Below are 17,538 nucleotides of genomic sequence, written 5' to 3'. Positions count from 1 at the left end.
GTCGCGGGCCCGGCCGGCCCTCCCCCCCCCCCCCCCGCCCACACACACAACAACTAAAAACCACCAAAAACTCGGTGGGGCGGGGGGGGGGGGGGGGGGGTGGGCGCCCCCCCCCCCCCCGGCCCCCCCCCCCCCCCCCCACGACAGCCTGAAGTCCCACCCCGATGCGACGGGGCAAAAAAAGCCGGCTTTCGCCGGCCTTCTTTTTTACTGCTGCGTCTGCGGGTCGTACGCGCCGCTGGAGGCTTCCTTACCCTTCATGCGATCGGGCAGGTCGGCCTTGTGCGGGGTGTCTTCCAGCTGGCGGGCTTCGCTTTCCACGGCGTTCAGGCGGACCAGTTCGCCCTTCTTGTCGTAGTACACGGCAAAGCCGTAATCCAGGGCCATGCGGGCCATGAAGCCGAGATGGTTGTCGCGGATCTTCGAGTCGTCGCTCGGCAGCAGGAGGACGGTCTTCGGCAGCTTGCCGGTGTCCTTCAGGTACGCGAAGTGGCTGCCGGCATCGGTGGCCGAGAGCACGGCGCCGTCGAGGGTCTCGAACTGGCCGCTCTTGTAAGCCTTGAGCGTGTAGTCGAACTTGCCCTGCTCAGAGGAGGTGGCGATCGTGTCGCTCTTGGACACGCCACGGTGGCAACCGGCAAGCACCAGCATGCTGGCGAGGAACAGCGCGCCGGCGATGCGGGCCATCAGGGTGGGAACTCGGGTCATGCGTGTCTCCGTGGATCGTTGGTACGGGCGGAAAAGGCGAGTCTACCGCGCCCGGGTGTCGGGCGCGGGTGCGACTGTGAAGGCGTTCAGGTGCTCGGCAGGGTGACGCCGCGCTGGCCCTGGTACTTGCCGCCGCGGTCGGCGTACGAGACCTCGCAGACCTCGTCCGATTCCAGGAACAGCATCTGGGCCACGCCCTCGTTGGCGTAGATTTTCGCGGGCAGCGGCGTGGTGTTCGAGAACTCCAGCGTCACGTGGCCCTCCCACTCCGGCTCGAGCGGGGTCACGTTCACGATGATGCCGCAGCGGGCATAAGTGCTCTTGCCCAGGCAGATGGTCAGTACGTTGCGCGGGATGCGGAAGTACTCCACCGTGCGGGCCAGGGCGAACGAATTGGGCGGAATGATGCAGACGTCGGACTTGATGTCGACGAAGCTGCCCTTGTCGAAGGCCTTCGGATCCACGATGGTCGAGTTGATGTTGGTGAACACCTTGAACTCGTCGGCGCAGCGGACATCGTAGCCATAGCTCGAGGTGCCGTAGGACACCAGGCGGTGGCCGTCGCGCTCTTTCACCTGGCCGGGGGCGTACGGCTCGATCATGCCGTGCTGCTCGGCCATGCGGCGGATCCACTTGTCGGACTTGATGCTCACTCACGGTCTCCCTGGTCGAAGCGGGAAAGGATATCAGGTGTTCTGGATCACGATCTTGGGGAACGAGATCGCCTTGTTCTTCGCCTGCAGCGAAAGCTTCGCCGCCGCGGCGCGGGCGATGGCCCGGTAGCGGGCCGCCAGATCGGACTCCGGCATGGCCACGACCGTCGGCTTGCCCTCGTCGGCCTGCTGGCGGATCCGGATATCGAGCGGCAGCTCGCCCAGGAAGGCGATCCCGGCCTCTTCCGCCATGCGGGCGCCGCCGCCGTGGCCAAAGATGTGCTCTTCATGGCCGCAGTTCGTGCAGACGTGGGTGGCCATGTTCTCGATGACGCCCAGGACCGGCACCTCGACCTTGCGGAACATGCCCAGGGCCTTGCGGGCATCCAGGAGCGCGATGTCCTGCGGGGTGGTGACGATGACGGCGCCGGAGACCGGCACCTTCTGCGACAGGGTGAGCTGGATATCGCCCGTGCCCGGCGGCAGGTCGATGATCAGGTAGTCGAGTTCTTCCCAGCGGGTGTCGTTCAACAGCTGCATCAGGGCCTGGGTGACCATGGGGCCACGCCAGATCATCGGGGTGTCTTCCTCGATCAGCACGCCAATGGACATGGCCTGCAGGCCATGGGCGCGCATCGGCTCGATACTCTTGCCATCCGGCGAGACCGGCTTGCCCGACAGGCCGAGCATGCGCTGCTGGCTGGGGCCATAGATGTCGGCATCGAGAAGGCCGACCTTCGCGCCCTCGGCGGCCAGGGCCAGGGCCAGGTTCACCGAGACGGTCGACTTGCCGACGCCGCCCTTGCCCGAGGCCACGGCGATGATGTTCTTCACGCCCGGCATGGGTGCCAGTTGCCCCTGCACCTTATGGGCATGGACGCGCCAGGTCACCGAGGCCGCCGCCGAAGCGATGGCCGGGTCGGCCTGCAGGGCCGTTGTGGCGTCGGCCGCGGCCTGGGCCACATAGCCTTCAGCCGGGTAGCCGAGCTGGATATCGACCGAGACACGGTTGCCATCCACGCCCACGGCGCGCACGGAAGCGCCGAGCGGCTGGCCGGAATGAGGGTCGATGACGCGGTCGAGCAGGCCGCGTACGAGGGTTTCGCTGGCTTCGGACATGGGGGAATGAGGAAAACCTAAGATGAAGCAATTATGGCACGGCGGGCTGGCGCCCCCGGTTGTGGGAGCGCGCTTGCGCGCGATGGGGGGTGCGGCAACGCCATCGCGCGCAAGCGCGCTCCCACAATCCGGGGGGTGGGGGCTACCCGGGCGACGGGCCGGGTGGCGCGTTGCAGCTTGACGTCGTGGCCCGCGTTTCGTCAGGCTCCGGCCGTACCTGACCGTATGGGGAGCCCACGAGCCTATGAAGCACCTGATCCGCACCGCCGCCGCCCTCGCCCTCGCGACGGCCGCCCTCCCCGCCCTGGCCGCGATGGATTCGCCGGTCGGCAAGTGGAAGACCATCGACGACAAGACCCACGAGGTGAAGTCCATCGTCGAGATCACCGAGAACAACGGCCTGCTGGAGGGCAAGGTCCTGCAGGTACTGAAGTCCGACAAGGGCCCGCACCCGGTGTGCGACGAGTGCAGCGGCGACCGCAAGGGCAAGCCCATCGAGGGCATGACCATCATGTGGGGCCTGAAGAAGGACGGCGACGAGTGGTCCGGCGGCCAGATCCTGGACCCGGCCAAGGGCAAGATCTACAAGGTCACCCTCAAGCTCGAAGACGCCGGCAAGAAGCTGGATGTCCACGGCTACATCGGCTTCTCGCTGATCGGCCGCAGCCAGGAATGGGTCCGGGCTGAGTAAGCCGCCCGGCCGATCGCGCGCAAGCGCGCTCCCACAACGGCGAGGCCCGTGGGAGCGTGCTTGCACGCGATGACCTCGCCGCACCGCCACACCCCGCTGCACCGCAGCGCGGCCATGCCATAATCCCCGGTCCTACCGCCGACCGTGAGCATCATGGCCCGCCGCATCCTCGTCACCAACGCCCTCCCCTACGCCAACGGCCCGCTCCACCTGGGCCACATGCTGGGCTACATCGAAGCCGACGTCTGGGCACGTGCGCAGCGCATGCAGGGCAACGAGGTCTGGTACGTCGCTGGCGAAGACGCCCACGGCACGCCGATCATGCTGGCGGCGGAGAAAGTCGGTAAGACGCCCGAGGAATACATCGCCGGCATCCGCGCGAGCCACGAGGCGGACTTCACCGATTTCCACTTCAGCTACGACCAGTACCACACCACGCATTCGCCGGAGAACCAGGAGATCGCGACTGCGATTTACCTGAAGCTGCGCGAGGGCGGCTACATCGCCCGCCGCGACATCCAGCAGTTGTACGACCCCACGCGCGACATGTTCCTGCCCGACCGTTACATCAAGGGCACGTGCCCGGTGTGCGGCACGCCCGACCAGTACGGCGACAACTGCGAGAACTGCGGCGCCACGTATGCGCCGACCGAACTGATCAACCCGTATTCGGTGATGTCCGGCGCCACGCCGGAGCTGCGCGATTCGGAGCACTACTTCTTCGAACTGAGCAAGTTCGAGCAGCTGTTGCGCGACTGGTTCGCGGGCAAGTTCACCGGCGGCAAGCCGACGGCGGATAGCAGTGTCGTCGCCAAGCTCGGCGAGTGGATCGAAGGCGGCCTGCGCGACTGGGATATTTCCCGCGACGCGCCCTACTTCGGCTTCCCGATTCCCGACGCCCCGGGCAAGTTCTTCTATGTCTGGCTCGACGCGCCGGTGGGCTACCTCGCCTCGTTCAAGGCGCTGTGCGAGCGCAAGGGCCTTAACTTCGACGATTTCCTCGGCAAGGACAGCACCGCCGAGATGCACCACTTCATCGGCAAGGACATCATCAATTTCCACGGCCTGTTCTGGCCGGCCATGCTGCACGGCGCGGGCCTGCGCGTGCCGACGGCGCTGCACACCAATGGCTACCTGACGGTGAACGGCGCGAAGATGTCGAAGTCGCGCGGCACGTTCATCCAGGCACGGACCTACCTCGAGTCGGGCCTCGACCCCGAGGCACTGCGTTACTACTTCGCCACGATGCTCGGCCCGACGCCGGTCGACGTGGATCTCGACCTCAAGTCGTTCGAGGAGCGGGTGAACTCGCACCTCGTCGGCAAGTGGGCGAACATCGCCAGCCGTACCGCGGGCTTCGTCAACACGCATTTCGCCGGCAAGCTGGCCGACCGCTTCGATGATGAAGCCGCCGCGCTGTGGCGCGACCTGCTCGCGCAATACGAAGGCATCGAAGCCCTTTACGAAGCCGATGAATACGCGGAAGTCACCCGCCGCTTCGTCGCGATGTCGGATGCCGTCAACGGCTATATCGCCGCGAAGGCGCCGTGGGTCATCGCGAAGGACGAAGCGCGGCGCGAAGAACTGCAGCAGGTCTGCACATTCGCACTCAATGCGTTCCGCCTGCTCTCCGGCCTGCTCAAGCCGATCATCCCGGTGACGGTCGCCGCGGCCGAGGAGTTCCTCGGTGCGCCCATCGCGACCTTCGCCGATGCGCGCCGCGAGCTGTTCGGCCACACCGTCAACGCCTTCACGCCGCTGTTCGGCCGCCTCGATCCGAAGAAGATCGAGGCAATGATCGAATCGTCGAAGGAATCCCTTACCCCCGCCGAACAGGCCCGCGAGGCCGCCAAGGCGGACGCGAAGAAAACCAAGCCCAAAGAAGCCCCGAAAGCCATGACCGACGCCGCACCCGCCACCGACACCGCCACCATTTCGATCGACGATTTCGCGAAGCTCGACCTGCGCATCGGCAAGGTGCTCGCCTGCGAGTTCGTCGAGGGCTCGGACAAGCTGCTGCGCTTCGAACTGGATGCCGGCCCGCTGGGCAAGCGCCAGATCTTCTCGGGCATCCGCGCCGCCTACGGCGAGCCGGAGACGCTGGTGGGCCGCAACGTCGTGTTCATCGCCAACCTGGCCCCGCGCAAGATGCGCTTCGGCCTGTCGGAGGGCATGATCCTCTCCGCGGGTGATGGCGGCGCCGACCTGTTCCTGCTGGATGCCGACCAGGGCGCCGCGCCGGGCGCCACCGTCCGCTAAACCAGCCCCGGCCCAAAGCGCCAGCCATGATGCCAACGCTTGCCGACCGGATCGACGCACTGCTTCCGCAAACCCAGTGCGAGCAGTGCGGGTTCCATGGCTGCCGGCCTTATGCCGAAGCCATTGCCGCCGAGGAAGCGCCGATCAACCGCTGCCCGCCGGGCGGCGCGCTAGGCATCGAACGGCTTGCCACGCTGCTCGGCACCCCGGTGGTGCCGCTGGATACGACGCGCGGGGTTGAAAAGCCGCGCACGCTCGCACGCGTGATCGAAGCCGACTGCATCGGCTGCACCAAGTGCATCCAGGCCTGCCCCGTGGACGCGATCCTGGGCGCGGCGAAGGTGATGCATACGGTCGTGAGCGACCTCTGCACCGGTTGCGAGCTTTGCGTGCCGGCTTGCCCCGTGGACTGCATCACGCTCGACCCCATGCCGCTGGCCCAGGCCGACGACCGCGTCCACGCCGATGCGGCACGCACGCACTTCCAGCGCCGCGAGGCACGCCTCGCACGCGACCGGGCAGAGCGTGAGGAACAGCTTGCCAGCAGCAAGCGCGATGTCGGCGCGCCCGCCGCACGCAACGCCGTGCTCGAGGCACTGGCGCGCGCAAAGGCGAAGAAAAAGGACACGCCGTGAAGAAGGCCGACATCGTCGAGATGTTCACCCGGCTGCGTGAACTGAATCCGCACCCGAAGACCGAACTGGAATATACGACGCCGTTTGAACTGCTGGCGGCCGTGGCGCTTTCGGCGCAGGCGACGGACGTCGGCGTGAACAAGGCCACGCGCAGGCTGTTTCCCGTGGCGAACACGCCGCAGAAGATCCTGAAGCTCGGCCTCGAGAAGCTCAAGACCTACATCAGCACGATCGGCCTGTACAACAACAAGGCGAAGAACCTGATCGCCATGAGCCAGATCCTCGTCGATCAGTACGGCGGCGAGGTACCTGAGTCGCGCGAGGCGCTGGAGTCGCTGCCGGGCGTGGGCCGCAAGACCGCCAATGTCGTGCTCAACACCGCCTTCGGCCAGCCGACGATCGCCGTGGATACGCATATCTTCCGCGTCGCGAACCGCACGGGCCTTGCACCCGGGCCGGACGTACGCAAGGTGGAAGACAAGCTGGAAAAGGTGATCCCGAAGGAGTTCATCCAGGACGCCCACCACTGGCTGATCCTGCATGGGCGTTATGTCTGCAAGGCGCGCAAGCCGGAGTGCCCGACCTGCGCGATTCGCGACCTTTGCGCTTATAAGCAAAAGACCAAGGCGTAACGCACACGCTGCGAAATCCCTGGTGGGAGCGCGCTTGCGCGCGATGGGCGGTGGCGCCGGCACCCATCGCGCGCAAGCGCGCTCCCACAGGACAGCCGGCTATGCGGCCTGGCGTGAACCCTCCACGCGGCGGTTGAGTTCCTGCCAGTCCACGATGAGTTCGCAGCCGCGCTTGGAGGCATTGCGGCCCCATTCGCGCAGCAGCTCCAGCGAGGCCTGGTCCACGTGCATCAGCTGGTCCATCGAGACCTGCAGGCGGGTGTTCGGCGGGACGCCTTCCAGGGTGCGGGCCATGGTCGGCACCTTGAGGAACGTGGCGGAGCCTTCCAGGTGCAGCGTGGCGTGGCCCGGCTCGTCGTGGTGCTTCACGTCCATCTTCAGCTTCGACGAGAGCAGCGCCAGGCGGAAAAGCGACAGGCCGAAGCCGACGATCACACCGGTGAGCAGGTCGGTAGCGACGATGGCGACGGTCGTGGCGACGTACACCGCCGCGGTGCCCTTGCCGTAGGCCGCGAGTTCCTTGATCTGCTTCGGGTTCACCATCTTGATACCGGTGAAGACCAGGATGCCGGCGAGGCACGAGACCGGGGTCATCCGCATCAGCCACGGCAGCAGCATCACGAACGCAAGCAGCCAGGCACCGTGCATGATCGCCGCCATGCGCGTGGCCGAGCCGGCCTGCACATTGGCCGCGCTGCGCACGATCACGCCGGTCATCGGCAGTGCTCCGAGGAAGCCGCAGATCATGTTACCCACGCCCTGGGCGGTCAGCTCGCGGTCGTACTGGGTACGCGCGCCATCGTGCATGCGGTCCACGGCCGCGGCCGAGAGCAGGGTTTCCGCACTGGCGATGAAGGCGAACGTGACGGCGGCGACCAGCAGGCTGCTGTCGAACAGGCCGAACAGGCTACCCATGCTCGGCAGGCTCACCGCCGAGAACAGGTTGGCAGGCACGTCGACGCGCTTGACGTCCAGCGCACCGAACTGCGCGGTGAGCGTCATGGCGATCACGGCCAGCAGCGCGCCGGGCACGAAGCGCAGCTTCGCGGGGCGGAGCTTCTCCCAGCCCAGCATGATGGCGATGGTGCCGCCACCGATCATGAGCGCGGTAAGGCCCTGCCCTTCGCCGGCACCCGTGACGGCTTCGAACGCCGCACCCGGGAGGGCCGCGAAGTTCTCGAGGCCCCGCGCCATGGGGATCGCATCCATCAGCACGTGCGACTGCGACGCGACGATGAGGATGCCGATGCCGGACAACATGCCCGCCACGACGGCGGGCGATGTCATGCGGAACCACACGCCGACCTTGCACAGGCCGGCCACGACCTGGATCAGGCCCGCGAGGAGCACGACGGGGCCAAGGGCGGCCACGCCGTGCTCGCGCACCAGTTCAAAGACCAGGACCGCGAGGCCCGCCGCCGGGCCGCTGACCTGCAGCGGTGAACCGGCGATGGCGCCTACGACGATACCGCCCACGATGCCCGTGATAAGGCCCGCGCTGGGCGGCATGCCCGATGCGATGGCGATACCCATGCACAACGGCAGTGCGACAAGAAAAACGACCACCGAACCTAGGAGGTCGCGGCCAAACAGGCCCTGGGAGAAATAAGTGCGCATGAGGAGCTTCCTTTAAGCGGCGGACGCCACCGCCACCGGCACGGAGAACCGTGCATGCGGCGTCGCGTCCCGAACATCGGCCGGATCCGTCGCGAGCGGACGGAACTGGCCTACCAGCGGATCGAAGGCGGTGATCTCCGTCTTCGCGATGTCGTAGATCCAGCCATGGATGCGCAGGCTGCCGTTCGCCATGGCGGCGGCCACGGCAGGCAGCGTACGCAGGTGCTCCAGCTGGCCCACGACGTTTTCTTCAGTGAGGTAACGCAGGCCTTCCTCGCCCTGGATCGTCGGGCGGTTCTCGGCGACGACATAGCGCGCCACGTCAGCGTGCTTCAGCCACTGCTCGACGGAGGGCTTGCCCTTCAGCGCGGCCGGATTCTGCAACGCCTTCATGGCGCCGCAGTCCGAATGGCCGCAGATCACGATGTGCTGCACCTTCAGCGCGGTGACGGCGTACTCGATGGCGGCGACAACACCGCTGACGTGCTGTGCATAAGGCGGCACGATGTTGCCGACGTTGCGGTAGACGAACAGATCGCCCGGCTGCGCGTTGAACATCAGCTCCGGCATGATCCGCGAATCGGCGCAGGTGATGAACATGGTGTGCGGGGTCTGGCCGGAGGCCAGGCGCGCGAAGGTCTCGCGCTGCTCGCTGGTCATGTCGCGGCGGAACTGGTCGAAGCCCTGGATGAGACGTTCCATGGTGGTTCTCTCTCTTTGCGTGAGGAAGGGGGTTTGCGAGGCGCAAGGGCCCGCTGCGCGGCCTACAAAGGCCGCACGAAATCAGAGGTACACGAAGCTCTTGTGGGAGCGCGCTTGCGCGCGATCACGGCTAACGCAGAGCCAGTGACCCAGTAACGCTCGGCGAAAAGATGTCGCGCGCGGGCGCGCTCCTACAGGGGGTGAGGAGGCTTAGGCGATCGGAGGGCGCAGCTCGAAGCTGTGGTGGTGCGCGTGGGGATCGGGGGTCATCGCGCTGGGGTGCGCGGCGATGCCGCGCGCGACGTGCAACGTGTGCTCACGCGGGACGTCGAAGGTGTCGTCGAGGCTGACGGTGTTGTCCTCGATGGAGGGCATCGCATCGTCGAGGCCGTCGTTCGCGGCGGCATCGTCGAGGGCCAGGATGGCGTGGACGGTGGGATCCGCCGGCGCATCGCACGGCATGGCCTGCACCGACGCACATGCGACGAACAGCGCGAAAAGCACGAAGGATGTGCTGAAGACGCGGCGCATGATTTGGCGGAAGGTGATGACCATGCGGGCGAACCTAGCCAGCGTTTATGACAGTTGCAAGTGGTGCGGCGCGGCGAATTCAGGATTCACGCGCAAAAACGTACGAAAACAAGGCGTGGCGCACATTTACAGCAGCCCGCAAGCCGCCAGACGGGCGGTTTCATTCAGCATTTGGCCGTCTTTATGCCCTGGCGCAGCGTGAGACGATTCGGAGCGAAATCAAAAAAAACGGCGGGCTTGCGCCCGCCGTTTGGTTCATCCGTGAGTGGAACTCCCTTCCGATACCGCTTAGAAGCTCAGCATGCCCCAGACGCCCACTTCGTTCGTCTTGTAGCCATACGGGGCAATGCTCGGGCCGTCCAGCTTGTTGTGCTTGTAGACGAGCGCCAGCTTCAGGTTCTTCAGGATGTCGTAGGAGACACCGGCGTTGTAGTACTTGTCCTTGATCTTTTCCTGGACGTCCGACAGGTTCGTGTACTTGTAGTCCACGTTGTCGTAGCGGGCGAAGACAGCCCACTGGTCAACGAACTTCCAGTCAGCCCACAGCGAGTAGCCGTCGGCCTTGTCCTTCTTGGTGTTGTTAGCCGCACCCGGGCCGGTCGCGCCGCCCACGTACTTCAGGATGTCGTCCCAGTTCTCGGTGTGGAAGTATTCCACGCCGGCGCCCCAGGTCTTGTCACGCCACGCGATGAGCGCGTCGCCACGGGTCGCGGTGCGGGTGTCGGCGCCGTTCTCGACGTCGTTACCGCGCTTGCCGCTGTAACCGCCGATGGCAACGACCATCTGCTCGATCGGCGAGTAGCCGAAGCGACCTTCCGCGTCCACCGACTTCGAGCGGCTCAGGTTGCGGTAGCCGCGACCGTTGACCACGGAGAGCTGGTAGTTGACCGAGTTGTCACCCGTCGTCGCGCCAAGGGCGTGGATACCCCAGTCGGACGAGTTGCCGAACGCGCCAACGCCGCCAGCCGTCGCGGTGCCGCCCGAGCGGCCGCCTTCAAACGAACGGTCGGTGATGGTGTTCTCGACGTAGCGGTAGCCGTACCACTTCTCGACGAACGGGATCCAGGGCATGTCGGCCGCACCGAAGCGCACCGTGAAGAGCGGATCGAACTTGCCCTGCACGTAAGCCTTCTTGACGAACAGGCTGGTGGACGACAGCGACGACTGGTAGCTGAAGTCGGTGGTCAGGTTCGCCGACCAGACGTCGTCGAACTTGTGGTCGACCGTCAGGTAGAAACGCTTGACGTCGAAGCCGGTGCCGTTCGTGGAACCGTGACCGTCCTTCTTCGTGCTCGGACCCGTGACACCCTTCTCCGTGTGATCCTGGTTGGTCACGTCGAAGAACATGGTGCCGCCGATCTTGGTGTTGTCGACGATCTTGTTGAGTGCATCGAGCTTCTTGGCGAGCTCGTCGGCCGGCTTGGCGGAGGCGACCTGCACGTCGTTGACTGCCTTGGCGGTCTCGACCTGGGCGTCAGCCTGCGCTTCCTGCTTGGCCTGCAGGTCGGCGACCTGGGCCTGGAGCGCGGCCAGCTGGGCCTGGAGCTGCTGAAGGGTGGCGGCGTCGACCGTGACGCGAGCCGGCTGCTGCTGCTTGGTGGCAGCCATGGCCGAGAGGCTCGTCACGCCCAGACCGGCAGCAATGGCCACCGTGAGCAACTTGGAACGCATGGGATTTCTCCGCTAGGTATGGAAAGTGTGTGTGTGGACCCCTGTGTCCCCGCTTGAGGTATTTCTGTCCGAAACTTCTCAAGCAGGTCCAACGGCGCGAAGGATGGGCGCTGGGTTTTACGGTTCCATGGTTTTTTTGTGACAAGATGACTACACGAGCACATCGGCTTAACGTCTGGTGCCCGGTCCGGCCGGGGGCTGGTATCCTTCACGGCATGGATACGACGAGTAACAGCACCGCTACGGCCATGGCCGGACGGTTCCGGGGGTTCCTGCCGGTCATCGTGGATGTCGAAACGGGCGGCTTCGATGCCGAACGCGACGCCCTGCTCGAGATCGCCGTCGTGACCATCCGCATGGAGCCCTCGGGGCTCCTGGTGCCCGAGCCGGCCGTTTCGGCGAACGTGGAGCCCTTCCCCGGCGCCAACATCGACCCGCGCTCCCTGGAAGTGACCGGGATCGACCCGGACCATCCGTTCCGCGGCGCCCTGCCCGAGCGGCAGGCGCTGGACCACGTCTTTAATGCGGTGCGCGAGGCGGTAAAGGTCGCCGAGTGCCAGCGGGCGGTCCTGGTCGGCCATAACGCCGCCTTCGACCTCGCCTTCCTTAATGCGGCCGTGCGCCGCGTGGCGCACAAGCGCAACCCGTTCCACCCTTTCAGCTGCTTCGACACCGCCACCCTGGGTGGCCTGGCCTACGGACAGACCGTCCTTAGCAAGGCTGTCATCGCGGCGGGCCTATCCTTCGATACCCGCGAAGCCCATTCCGCCGTCTATGACGCAGAACGTACCGCCGAGCTGTTCTGCAAAATCGTGAACCGCTGGCGCGAACTGGAGCTTTCCGAGGCCGATCGCGTGACGTCGGTCGCAGTTTGAGGCAATTCGTAAGCTTTTGAATATGACAGCAAATCGGCTGCTGTCATAAGGCTGAAACATTCGGCACATTTCATTGCAACACGGCAGGGCTGGAATACGGCCCCGGGCGGGCTTCGCCCGACTCTCATTCAACCGAGGAATCCTCCGTGTTCACACGCAAACTCCGCATCGCCGCCCTGGTGGCTGCTTCGCTGTTCGGCATGGGCGCTGCCCAGGCCACCGACATCACCGGCGCCGGCTCGAGCTTCGTCTACCCCGTTCTTTCCAAGTGGTCGGCGAGCTACAGCGAGACGACCGGTAACAAGATCAACTACCAGTCCGTGGGTTCGGGTGCGGGTATCGCCCAGATCAAGGAAGGCACCATCGATTTCGGCGCCTCCGACGCTCCGATGAGCGCTGAAGACCTCGCCAAGTTCGGCCTGGGCCAGTTCCCCAGCGTCGTCGGCGGCATCGTGCCGGTCGTGAACCTCCAGGGCGTGCAGGCTGGCCAGCTCAAGCTGACCGGCGCCGTCCTCGCCGACATCTACCTCGGCAAGATCGCCCGCTGGAGCGATCCGGCCATCGCCGCGCTGAACCCGGGCCTCAAGATCCCCGACAACAAGATCACCGTCGTCCACCGTTCGGACGGTTCGGGCACCTCGTTCAACTTCACCAACTACCTCTCGAAGGTGAGCCCGGAGTGGGCCTCGAAGGTGAAGTTCGGCACGGCCGTCGAGTGGCCGGCTGGCGTGGGTGGCAAGGGTAACGAAGGCGTCTCGCAGTACGTGCGCCAGATCCCGGGCTCGATCGGTTACGTCGAATACGCCTACGCCAAGAAGAACAGCATCTCGTTCGCGCAGATGCAGAACGCTGCCGGCAAGTGGGTTCAGCCGAACGCTGAGACCTTCGGCGCCGCCGCCGGCACCGCCGACTGGGCTTCGGCCAAGGACTTCAACGTCATCATGACGAACGCCCCGGGCGAGCAGGCGTGGCCGATCACGGCGACGACCTGGATCATCATGTACAAGAAGTCGAAGAACCCGTCGCACTCGAAGGTCGCTTTCGACTTCTTCAAGTACGCGCTCGAAAAGGGCCAGCCGGCTGCCGCGTCGCTCGATTACGTCGCCCTGCCGCAGACCCTGGTGCAGAAGATCGAGGCCTACTGGGCTTCGGACCTCGGCAACAAGTAATAGGTCGTTGCCATCCGGCTGACATCTAAGCCGGTCACGGTAACGCCCAACCGGGGTCGCCGCCTCCACAGGCGGCGACCCTCACGTTTGCACAGGCCCCAGGAAACCGCATTCGCATGCACGCCTCTGTCAGCAACGCCCTTCCCAGCGCCACGCGCGAGGCCGAAGAGGCCCGCAGCGCGAAGGATTCGCGCAACGACCGACTCTTCGGGTGGGTTCTCAAGGCCTGCGCCCTCATCGTCCTCCTGGCCCTCGTGGGCGCCGCCGGTTCCACCCTGTGGCTCGGCTCGGACGCATTCCATACGTTCGGCTTCGGCTTCCTGACCAGCGCCCAGTGGGATCCGAGCAACGACAAGTACGGTGCGCTGGTTCCGGTCATGGGCACCATCGGCACCGCGTTCATCGCGCTGCTGTTCGCCGTGCCGGTCAGCTTTGGCATCGCCCTCTTCCTCACCGAGATCGCCCCGCAGTGGCTGCGCGGTCCGGTCAGCTCCGCCATCGAACTACTCGCCGGCATCCCGTCGATCATCTACGGCATGTGGGGCCTCTTCATCTTCGCCCCGTTCGTGGCCGAGCACATCAAACCCTGGCTGATGAACAACTTCAGCGCCGATCCGCCGGACGGCCAGGTGTCCTGGCTGGTCCAGCATGTGCCGTGGATCGCCAAGTTCTTCGCCAGCGAATACCCGTTCTTCGGCGCTGGCGTGCTCACGGCCGGCCTTGTGCTGGCGGTGATGATCATCCCGTTCATCTCCTCGGTGATGCGCGAAGTGTTCCAGACCGTTCCCACCCGCCTGAAGGAATCGGCCTACGCGCTGGGTTCCAGCACATGGGAAGTGGTGTGGGATATCGTCGTGCCCTACACCCGCACCGCGGTGATCGGCGGCGTGTTCCTCGGCCTGGGCCGCGCGCTCGGCGAGACCATGGCCGTGGCCTTCGTGCTGGGTAACACCTTCAAGTTCTCGCTGTCGTTCCTCGAGACCGGCAGCTCCATCGCCTCGACCATCGCCAACCAGTTCGGCGAGGCCCAGGGCCTGCAGCGCTCGGCGCTGATGGCACTGGCCTTCCTGCTCTTCGTGGTGACCTTCATCGTGCTGCTCATCGCGCGCCTCATGCTCCGCCGCCTGGCCACGAAGGAGGGCAAATAATGTCCGCCTCGCTCTACACCAAGCGCCGCGTCAAGAACATCCTCGCGATGACGCTCAGCCTCGTGGCCACCGCCATCGGCCTGTTCTTCCTCGTCTGGATCCTGTGGGAAACGCTGAGCCAGGGCCTTGCCGGCCTGAAGCCGCAGCTGTTCACCAAGATCACGGCTTACCGCGAGGAAGGCGGCCTGGCCAACGCCATGGTCGGCAGCCTGATCCTCAACATCCTGGGTATCCTGATCGCCACCCCGATCGGCGTGGCCGCGGGCACCTGGCTGGCGGAATACTCGCTGCGCTCGAAGCTCGGCCCCACGATCCGCTTCCTCAACGACATCCTGCTGTCGGCACCGTCGATCGTGCTGGGCCTGTTCGTGTACACGATCGTGGTGCTGCCGTCGAAGTACCTGACCAACGGTGACGTGACCTTCTCGGGGCTCGCCGGCGGTATCGCACTGGCCCTGATCGCCCTGCCCGTCATCGTCCGCACCACGGACGAAATGCTGCGCCTGGTGCCGGGCACGCTGCGCGAAGCCGCGCTCTCGCTGGGCGTGCCGCAGTGGAAGCTGACCCTGCAGATCCTGGTGCGCTCGGCCCGCTCGGGTATCGTCACCGGCATCCTGCTGGCCCTGGCCCGCATCAGCGGCGAAACCGCCCCGCTGCTGTTCACGGCCTTCGGCAACAACTTCATGACGTTCAACCCCCTCGACAAGATGCCGAGCCTGCCGCAGGCCATCTACGAATACACCAAGGATCCCAGCCCCGACATCAATGTCATGGCCTGGGCCGGTGCCTTCGTACTGACCATGTTCGTGCTTGCCCTGAGCCTCATCGCCCGCTTCGCCTTCCGCTCCAAGGTGTCCCATGACTAACATGAACGAAGTCGCCTCCCAGCCTGGCTTCGGCACGTCGCCGCATCATGCGGGCGTCGACCTGGGCCAGGTGCCCGCGAAGATGACCGTGCGCGACCTGAACTTCTATTACGGTGAGTTCCACGCGCTGAAGCACATCGCGCTGGACGTGCCGGAGAAGAAGGTCACCGCCATCATCGGCCCGTCGGGCTGCGGCAAGTCCACGCTGCTGCGCATCTTCAACCGCATCTATGCGATCTACCCGGGCATGCGTGCCGCGGGCGAGATCGTGCTGGATGGCGAGAACATCCTGGACCCGAAGTACTCCATGAACCGCCTGCGCAGCAAGGTCGGCATGGTGTTCCAGAAGCCGGTCCCGTTCCCGATGACCATCTTCGAAAACGTGGCCTACGGCATCCGCCACCACGAAAAGCTGAACCGCTCGACCATGGAAGAGCGCGTGGAGCAGGCCCTGCGCGGCGCCGCGCTGTGGGATGAGGTGAAGGACAAGCTCAAGCAGAGCGCGCTCGGCCTCTCCGGTGGCCAGCAGCAGCGCCTTTGCATCGCCCGCGGTATCGCCCTGAAGCCGGAAGTGCTCCTGCTCGACGAACCGACCTCGGCGCTTGATCCGATCGCCACCAGCCGCATCGAGCAGCTGGTCGAAGAGCTCAAGAAGGACTTTACGATCGTCATCGTTACCCACAACATGCAGCAGGCTGCGCGTTGCTCGGACATGACCGCCTTCATGTACATGGGCGAGCTGATCGAGTTCGACAAGACCGAAAAGATCTTCACGAAGCCGGACAAGAAGCAGACCGAAGACTACATCACCGGCCGTTTCGGCTAAGCCGTCACCACTTTCGAGGCATGCGATGAATACCCCGCACCAGCACATCATCAAGAGCTACGACGACGAGCTGAAGCGCCTGACCGGCGAAATCGTGAAGATGGGCGAGCTCGCCGTCGCGCAGCTCGAGGCCGCGATCGACGTGGTCCAGCGCCGCGACGAGCGCGCTGCCCAGCGCGTGGTCGACAACGACGACGCGATCGACTCGCTCGAGCACGACATCAGCCAGGACGTGGTCCGCCTGCTCGCCCTGCGCGCGCCGATTGCCGGCGACCTTCGCAACGTGTTCGCGGCCCTGCGCATCGCGGCCGATATCGAGCGCATCGGCGATTACGCCGCCAACGTGGCCAAGCGTTCGATCCCGCTCAGCCGTGTGGCACCGATCACCGCCGCTGGCGGCCTGGCCAACCTGGCCGAGCTCGCCGCCGAGCAGCTGCGCAACGTGCTCAAGGCATACGACGAGCAGGATGCGGAAGCCGCCTACGAAGTCTGGAAGTCCGACGCCGACCTGGACGAGGCCTACACGGTCGTGTTCCGCGCCCTCCTCACCTACATGATGGAAGACCCGCGCAACATCACCCCGTGCACCCACCTGCTGTTCATGGCCAAGAACATCGAGCGCATCGGTGACCACGCCACGAACATCGCGGAGAACGTGTGGTTCGTCGTCCACGGCGAACCGCTGGTGGCGCCGCGCACCAAGCGCGACGACACGGCCAGCCCGGACTTCAACGTCAAGTAAAACCGGCCGCTGATGTGGGAGCGCGCTTGCGCGCGATGGGCGTTACGACAAGCCCCATCGCGCGCAAGCGCGCTCCCACAGTCGTTTCCGACTCAGGCCGCGGTGAGCTTCAGGCCGATGATCCCGGCCACGATCAGCCCCACGCACAGCAGCCGCAACGGCTGCGCGGACTCACCGAACAGGATGATGCCGAGCGTCACGGCACCAACGGCACCGATGCCCGTCCAGACCGCATAAGCGGTGCCCAACGGCAGCTTCTTGGTGGCGAATGCCAGCAGGACGATGCTGATAAGCATGGCGCCGCCCGTAAGCACGCTGGGCATGAGCTTCGTGAAGCCCTCGGTGTATTTCAGGCCAACGGCCCACGCGATCTCGAACAGACCGGCTAAGACGAGAATGGACCAGTACATGGTTCCGGCTCCGCCAAGGCGGGGTCGTCCCCGCGGAGTCATGCCGCCACCGGGTCGTCCCGGCAGGGGAACCCGCTTTGCGCAGGTTCGACAGGCATTTTACCAGGCCAGCCTGACCCCCATGTAACCCGCCCCCGCTGTCGTGGGGGGGGGGGGGGGGGGGGGGGGGGGGGGGGGGGCGGGCCCCCCCCCCCCCCCCCCCCGCCCCCCCCCCCCCCCCGGGGGGGGGGGGGGGGGGCCGCCCCCCCCCCGGGGGTTGTTGGGGCAAGCCACCAAACTATTGA

18 protein-coding genes are annotated in these 17,538 nt (G+C 65.7%); 10 read left to right on the top strand and 8 right to left on the bottom strand.

All coding sequences use genetic code 11. The features are described 5' to 3' along the window. Positions 1-207 precede the first annotated feature (207 nt). From ACZ6YI_RS21555 to apbC, 3 genes are all read right to left on the bottom strand, one after another. Positions 208-708, bottom strand: coding sequence for a hypothetical protein (locus tag ACZ6YI_RS21555; RefSeq protein WP_465780402.1), 501 nt, complete (start codon positions 706-708; stop codon positions 208-210). An 86-nt stretch (positions 709-794) separates the two neighbouring features. Further along, complete coding sequence (dcd, locus tag ACZ6YI_RS21550) at positions 795-1,361, bottom strand: dCTP deaminase (RefSeq protein ID WP_045827707.1); 567 nt, start codon at positions 1,359-1,361, stop codon at positions 795-797. Between the two features lie 33 nt (positions 1,362-1,394). Continuing rightward, positions 1,395-2,480 (bottom strand): iron-sulfur cluster carrier protein ApbC, encoded by a 1,086-nt coding sequence (apbC, locus tag ACZ6YI_RS21545; RefSeq protein WP_465780401.1) that lies wholly within the window; start codon positions 2,478-2,480, stop codon positions 1,395-1,397. Between the two features lie 244 nt (positions 2,481-2,724). On the opposite strand from apbC, the gene ACZ6YI_RS21540 reads away from it, so the two are divergent. From ACZ6YI_RS21540 to nth, 4 genes are all read left to right on the top strand, one after another. Continuing rightward, positions 2,725-3,171 (top strand): DUF2147 domain-containing protein, encoded by a 447-nt coding sequence (locus tag ACZ6YI_RS21540; protein ID WP_440325294.1) that lies wholly within the window; start codon positions 2,725-2,727, stop codon positions 3,169-3,171. Positions 3,172-3,324: 153 nt separating this feature from the next. Next, positions 3,325-5,430 carry a methionine--tRNA ligase gene (gene metG / locus ACZ6YI_RS21535; protein ID WP_465780400.1) on the top strand — a complete coding sequence of 702 codons (2,106 nt, stop codon included), beginning with the start codon at positions 3,325-3,327 and terminating at the stop codon, positions 5,428-5,430. A 29-nt stretch (positions 5,431-5,459) separates the two neighbouring features. After that, the gene (locus tag ACZ6YI_RS21530; RefSeq protein WP_465780403.1) at positions 5,460-6,065 is read left to right on the top strand and encodes an RnfABCDGE type electron transport complex subunit B; all 606 of its coding nucleotides are present in this window, start codon (positions 5,460-5,462) and stop codon (positions 6,063-6,065) included. Then, the gene (nth, locus tag ACZ6YI_RS21525; protein WP_465780399.1) at positions 6,062-6,697 is read left to right on the top strand and encodes an endonuclease III; all 636 of its coding nucleotides are present in this window, start codon (positions 6,062-6,064) and stop codon (positions 6,695-6,697) included. The genes ACZ6YI_RS21530 and nth overlap by 4 nt, the downstream gene beginning before the upstream one ends. A gap of 99 nt (positions 6,698-6,796) precedes the next feature. On the opposite strand, the gene ACZ6YI_RS21520 is transcribed toward nth, so the two are convergent. From ACZ6YI_RS21520 to ACZ6YI_RS21505, 4 genes are all read right to left on the bottom strand, one after another. Continuing rightward, a complete protein-coding gene (locus ACZ6YI_RS21520; RefSeq protein WP_440326802.1) occupies positions 6,797-8,314 on the bottom strand; it encodes a SulP family inorganic anion transporter in 1,518 nt (505 codons plus the stop codon). A 12-nt stretch (positions 8,315-8,326) separates the two neighbouring features. Continuing rightward, complete coding sequence (locus ACZ6YI_RS21515) at positions 8,327-9,016, bottom strand: carbonic anhydrase (protein WP_440326803.1); 690 nt, start codon at positions 9,014-9,016, stop codon at positions 8,327-8,329. Between the two features lie 210 nt (positions 9,017-9,226). Beyond that, positions 9,227-9,571 carry a hypothetical protein gene (locus tag ACZ6YI_RS21510; RefSeq protein ID WP_465780398.1) on the bottom strand — a complete coding sequence of 115 codons (345 nt, stop codon included), beginning with the start codon at positions 9,569-9,571 and terminating at the stop codon, positions 9,227-9,229. A gap of 264 nt (positions 9,572-9,835) precedes the next feature. After that, positions 9,836-11,218 carry a porin gene (locus ACZ6YI_RS21505; protein WP_465780397.1) on the bottom strand — a complete coding sequence of 461 codons (1,383 nt, stop codon included), beginning with the start codon at positions 11,216-11,218 and terminating at the stop codon, positions 9,836-9,838. A 215-nt stretch (positions 11,219-11,433) separates the two neighbouring features. Here ACZ6YI_RS21505 and rnt point away from each other — a divergent pair, with 215 nt between their 5' ends. The 6 genes from rnt (at position 11,434) to phoU (ending at position 16,844) form a co-directional block, all read left to right on the top strand. After that, complete coding sequence (gene rnt, locus ACZ6YI_RS21500) at positions 11,434-12,093, top strand: ribonuclease T (protein ID WP_465780396.1); 660 nt, start codon at positions 11,434-11,436, stop codon at positions 12,091-12,093. A 146-nt stretch (positions 12,094-12,239) separates the two neighbouring features. Then, a complete protein-coding gene (gene pstS, locus ACZ6YI_RS21495; RefSeq protein WP_465780395.1) occupies positions 12,240-13,262 on the top strand; it encodes a phosphate ABC transporter substrate-binding protein PstS in 1,023 nt (340 codons plus the stop codon). 116 nt (positions 13,263-13,378) lie between these two features. Next, a complete protein-coding gene (pstC, locus tag ACZ6YI_RS21490) occupies positions 13,379-14,410 on the top strand; it encodes a phosphate ABC transporter permease subunit PstC (protein WP_465780394.1) in 1,032 nt (343 codons plus the stop codon). After that, positions 14,410-15,276 (top strand): phosphate ABC transporter permease PstA, encoded by an 867-nt coding sequence (gene pstA, locus ACZ6YI_RS21485; protein WP_465780393.1) that lies wholly within the window; start codon positions 14,410-14,412, stop codon positions 15,274-15,276. The genes pstC and pstA overlap by 1 nt, the downstream gene beginning before the upstream one ends. 82 nt (positions 15,277-15,358) lie before the next feature. Then, positions 15,359-16,102: a phosphate ABC transporter ATP-binding protein PstB gene (pstB, locus tag ACZ6YI_RS21480; protein WP_331643965.1), complete on the top strand. Its 744-nt coding sequence runs from the start codon at positions 15,359-15,361 to the stop codon at positions 16,100-16,102. A gap of 25 nt (positions 16,103-16,127) precedes the next feature. Then, the gene (phoU, locus tag ACZ6YI_RS21475) at positions 16,128-16,844 is read left to right on the top strand and encodes a phosphate signaling complex protein PhoU (protein WP_465780392.1); all 717 of its coding nucleotides are present in this window, start codon (positions 16,128-16,130) and stop codon (positions 16,842-16,844) included. Positions 16,845-16,936: 92 nt separating this feature from the next. Here the strand turns inward: phoU and sugE are convergent, their stop codons facing one another. Then, positions 16,937-17,254: a quaternary ammonium compound efflux SMR transporter SugE gene (gene sugE / locus ACZ6YI_RS21470; protein WP_440326818.1), complete on the bottom strand. Its 318-nt coding sequence runs from the start codon at positions 17,252-17,254 to the stop codon at positions 16,937-16,939. Positions 17,255-17,538 lie beyond the last annotated feature (284 nt).

This window comes from Luteibacter sp. NPDC104163 (assembly GCF_055584245.1).
This window is presented reverse-complemented; position numbering and strand designations above follow the sequence as displayed.

What these genes read in the sequence shown, in the direction of transcription:
- apbC (WP_465780401.1), bottom strand. Translation starts at nt 2,480, where the DNA reads ATGTCCGAAGCCAGCGAAACCCTCGTACGCGGCCTGCTCGACCGCGTC.
- ACZ6YI_RS21505 (WP_465780397.1), bottom strand. Translation starts at nt 11,218, where the DNA reads ATGCGTTCCAAGTTGCTCACGGTGGCCATTGCTGCCGGTCTGGGCGTG.
- ACZ6YI_RS21520 (WP_440326802.1), bottom strand. Translation starts at nt 8,314, where the DNA reads ATGCGCACTTATTTCTCCCAGGGCCTGTTTGGCCGCGACCTCCTAGGT.
- ACZ6YI_RS21510 (WP_465780398.1), bottom strand. Translation starts at nt 9,571, where the DNA reads ATGGTCATCACCTTCCGCCAAATCATGCGCCGCGTCTTCAGCACATCC.
- ACZ6YI_RS21530 (WP_465780403.1), top strand. Translation starts at nt 5,460, where the DNA reads ATGCCAACGCTTGCCGACCGGATCGACGCACTGCTTCCGCAAACCCAG.
- pstB (WP_331643965.1), top strand. Translation starts at nt 15,359, where the DNA reads ATGACCGTGCGCGACCTGAACTTCTATTACGGTGAGTTCCACGCGCTG.
- rnt (WP_465780396.1), top strand. Translation starts at nt 11,434, where the DNA reads ATGGATACGACGAGTAACAGCACCGCTACGGCCATGGCCGGACGGTTC.
- sugE (WP_440326818.1), bottom strand. Translation starts at nt 17,254, where the DNA reads ATGTACTGGTCCATTCTCGTCTTAGCCGGTCTGTTCGAGATCGCGTGG.
- ACZ6YI_RS21555 (WP_465780402.1), bottom strand. Translation starts at nt 708, where the DNA reads ATGACCCGAGTTCCCACCCTGATGGCCCGCATCGCCGGCGCGCTGTTC.
- pstC (WP_465780394.1), top strand. Translation starts at nt 13,379, where the DNA reads ATGCACGCCTCTGTCAGCAACGCCCTTCCCAGCGCCACGCGCGAGGCC.
- metG (WP_465780400.1), top strand. Translation starts at nt 3,325, where the DNA reads ATGGCCCGCCGCATCCTCGTCACCAACGCCCTCCCCTACGCCAACGGC.
- ACZ6YI_RS21515 (WP_440326803.1), bottom strand. Translation starts at nt 9,016, where the DNA reads ATGGAACGTCTCATCCAGGGCTTCGACCAGTTCCGCCGCGACATGACC.
- ACZ6YI_RS21540 (WP_440325294.1), top strand. Translation starts at nt 2,725, where the DNA reads ATGAAGCACCTGATCCGCACCGCCGCCGCCCTCGCCCTCGCGACGGCC.
- phoU (WP_465780392.1), top strand. Translation starts at nt 16,128, where the DNA reads ATGAATACCCCGCACCAGCACATCATCAAGAGCTACGACGACGAGCTG.
- pstA (WP_465780393.1), top strand. Translation starts at nt 14,410, where the DNA reads ATGTCCGCCTCGCTCTACACCAAGCGCCGCGTCAAGAACATCCTCGCG.